Origin of the sequence: Campylobacter sp. BCW_6466, assembly GCF_001762835.1 — a bacterium.
GTDB classification, from domain to species: Bacteria; Campylobacterota; Campylobacteria; order Campylobacterales; family Campylobacteraceae; genus Campylobacter_D; species Campylobacter_D jejuni.
Map to the genome: position 1 here is coordinate 1 of NZ_MJXO01000052.1, position 2,549 is coordinate 2,549.

Below are 2,549 nucleotides of genomic sequence, written 5' to 3' on the forward strand. Positions count from 1 at the left end.
CTTTCAAATCAAAAGTTTTTAATTGCTTTTTGAAATTTTATGTTTAAATTCTTTGAAATTAAAATCAAAGGAATTAAAATGCAAATGCAAGAAGTGATTGAAAAATTAAAAGATATACTTGCAAGTGAAGGCAAAAGAGATTTAAAAACCAAAGATATAGCTAAAGAATTAGGCATCCATCCTGATACTTTTAATTCTATGAAATTTAGAAACTCCATTCCTTATCCACAAATCCTAAACTTTTTAAATGAGAGGAATATAAGCATTAATTATTTCTTCTATGGAAGTTCCCCAAAAGATCAATTAGAATGTGAGAATAAATATAAAATTTTAAAGCTTTATAAAACAAATGCAAGTTTAGGTGGAGGTGGTATAAATGATTTGATTGATAGCTCTGATTTAATCATCGATGAAAAGGTTTTAAACTTTTTTGGAAGTAAAGAATGTGAGTTTATCATTTGTTATGGAGAGAGTATGGAACCACTTATAAAAGATGGTTCAATTTGTGCAATAGATAGGAATAAGGCTTTTAAAAATAAAAGCATTTGTGTGATTAATGCTAGAGATGGACTTTTTATAAAACAAGTTTTAAAACAAGATGATGGAGTGATTTTACACTCTTTAAATCCTTTATATAAAGATATATTTTATAAAAATGGAGATTTTTTACTAATTGGTGTAGTAATTGGAGAACTTTCTAAGATGTAACAGTACACAATAAGCTAAGTCAAGCTAATCTCACAGAGAGTGTAAAACACAAGGTTGTTCTATCGAAAAAGGAGATAAACATGAAAGATATCAAAAATTACACCGATAAAGAATTAAAAGAAAAAATCATACAAGATTTAGAGAGTGAATTTAGGATTTTGTACAAAAAGCTTTTAAAAGAAAAAGATTATCTTGCTAGGGATAATATATTAGAGCTTATGACTATTTATAATATGGGCATAAACTCTTATTCAATCGCTAAAAGATTTGAGATGAATGAAGATAAAAGTCTTATACAAGTTCCTTTGTTTGAAAGATATATTATAGGTAGAAAATTTGTAGTTAAATATAATGATGAAAAACAAAGATACGAATTAAAAAGTACCTTTTGTGAATTTTAAGGAGAAAAGATGAAATATCCTAATGTTTATGTGAAATTAGTTGGCGAAGATGGCAATGCTTTTAGTATTCTAGCAAGAGTAAGCAAGGCTTTAAAAAAAGCAGGTGTAAGCAAAGAAGAAATAAGTAAATTTCAAAAAGAAGCCATGAGTAGTGATTATAATCATTTATTAAATGTGGTGCAAGATTGGGTTAATACAAATTGATTTCAAAAAGATGTCAAACAACAGCACACATTCAGCCAAGCAAAGCTAATCTTGTCTTATCAAAACAAAAGGAGATAAGATGAGTAAAGTAATAGTAGATATCAAAAAAGGTTTTAGCAAGACTTTTATAAACGCAATTTGCAACCATAACAATGAACTTGTTTTAGAATATCTTAAAAATGGTATGAGTGCAACTAAAGAATGCATGGGCGAAGAACCTATGTTTTATGCAATAACTCATAATAATTTTGGAGCGATTTTACTTTTATTAAAATACGGTGCTATTTTAGATAAAGAGTATCTAGAAGAAAGCAATAAAGATTTTAGCAAAGAAGCTCTAAAGTTTTTAAGCTCTTTGCTAAAATAAAAGAGAATATAAAAATATTCTCTTAGCTTTTAAAAATTCATAATCAAAAGCTCTTTACTTTCTTTTCTTTTTAAAACATTATTATTTAAAGAATACCTTACTTTTAATTCCTTAATATTAAAATCTTTATAAAGCTCTCTTATAAGCTCACAATCATTATAAGAAAGCATAAATTTACCTTTGATATTTTTAAGCAAATTACATAAAAGTTCATGTTCTTTTAGCCCAAAACCTCCTGTGTTTTTATAATAATTCTCAGTCCCTACATAAGGTGGATCTAAATAAAATAAAGCTTCATTGTAATCATATTCTTTTAAAATATATTCAAAGCTTTTATTTTCAATACTGGCATTTTTAAGTCTTTTTGTATGTAAGCTAAAGTCTCTATATAATCTTTTGGGTGCTCTTTGTTTACTCATAGCAAATTGTCCCATACTTGATCCAAAAGAAGTACTGATAAGATAAAAATAAAAAGCAGCCCTTTCTAAGTCATTTCTTGGCTTAATTTCTTTATTTTTAAGCATATGAAAGATTTTTCTACTTATTATCATAGAATTAAGCACATTTGCTAGACTTTGGGGTTTATTTCTTATACAAAGATGTAAATTAATAAGCTCGTCGTTAATGTCGTTAATGACTTCTATTTTTGAAGCGCTTTTTTGATAAAAAACACTTAAAGCTCCACCAAAGACTTCAATATAGCTTTTATGCTCAGGCATTAAAGCGATGATTTCTTTAGCTAAATAGTTTTTACCACCCACCCAAGCAAATGGAGCTTTTAGTGTAGTTCTTGTAGGTTTAGTAAGTGTGCTAGTTTTTAGAAATTTGTCTGTATTATTTTTCATACAAACTCCTTTCAAAATAAAATT

General features: G+C 27.1%; 5 protein-coding genes. 4 read left to right on the top strand and 1 reads right to left on the bottom strand.

Annotation, left to right across the window (positions count from 1 at the left end):
* Nucleotides 1-78 precede the first annotated feature (78 nt).
* From AJ887_RS05985 to AJ887_RS06000, 4 genes are all read left to right on the top strand, one after another.
* Nucleotides 79-708, top strand: coding sequence for a S24 family peptidase (locus AJ887_RS05985; protein WP_070284972.1), 630 nt, complete (start codon nt 79-81; stop codon nt 706-708).
* A gap of 80 nt (nt 709-788) precedes the next feature.
* Nucleotides 789-1,109 (top strand): hypothetical protein, encoded by a 321-nt coding sequence (locus AJ887_RS05990; protein WP_002865000.1) that lies wholly within the window; start codon nt 789-791, stop codon nt 1,107-1,109.
* A gap of 9 nt (nt 1,110-1,118) precedes the next feature.
* On the top strand, nt 1,119-1,313 hold the full coding sequence (locus AJ887_RS05995; protein ID WP_002843339.1) for a hypothetical protein: 195 nt from the start codon (nt 1,119-1,121) through the stop codon (nt 1,311-1,313).
* Between the two features lie 79 nt (nt 1,314-1,392).
* On the top strand, nt 1,393-1,680 hold the full coding sequence (locus tag AJ887_RS06000) for a hypothetical protein (RefSeq protein WP_002865289.1): 288 nt from the start codon (nt 1,393-1,395) through the stop codon (nt 1,678-1,680).
* A 29-nt stretch (nt 1,681-1,709) separates the two neighbouring features.
* Here AJ887_RS06000 and AJ887_RS06005 read toward each other — a convergent pair whose 3' ends face one another.
* Nucleotides 1,710-2,525, bottom strand: a complete 816-nt coding sequence (locus AJ887_RS06005) for a DNA adenine methylase (protein ID WP_070284965.1) — start codon at nt 2,523-2,525, stop codon at nt 1,710-1,712.
* Nucleotides 2,526-2,549 lie beyond the last annotated feature (24 nt).